At 54.7% G+C, this 545-nt stretch carries 1 pseudogene; it reads right to left on the reverse strand.

Annotated elements, in window-relative coordinates:
- Positions 1-127 precede the first annotated feature (127 nt).
- Positions 128-545, reverse strand: a pseudogene (locus tag AC27IT_RS28070) (IS21 family transposase); the annotation flags it as partial.

Raw genomic sequence — 545 nt, forward strand, 5'->3', positions numbered from 1 at the left:
CCTTTTCCGTGTACGGGCGAGGCAACGTCCCCAGGTGTCGGTACTCTCCGTCGCCCGACAAAACCTCGATCTCGTCCCATTTCACCTTGAGCAATACGGGATCTAGCGCACGGCACTGCGGTAGTGGCTATGTGGTTGTTTCAAACCGGAGTTCCCGATATTTGTTCAAGCGGGCCGGTTCAAGCCTGAAAACCTCAAACGCAACGGTTGGCATAGCCAAAAGCTTCTTCCGTTCTTGCTCCCACAAGTTGACGATACGCTCTTTCTTGGCATAGTGTGGACGATCCATGTCTGCCTCTGCTGCCTGGGCCAAGTATGTCTCAAGGTCAGCATCCGTCTCGCAAATCGGTGGTGGCACGAGCCAATTACGCCGACTGTACCCCACCTTGTTCTCCACATGCCCCTTTTCGTGACCACGATAGGGATTACAGAATTCTGGGTCGAACCGGTAGTGGGTAGCAAACCGCAGGAACTGATCGGTGCATGACCGCTTTCCATCACGGCTAATCGAGACCACCGCCGCCGACAAGTTGTCGAACCAGATT

The organism is Brevibacillus sp. YAE8, assembly GCF_057543335.1.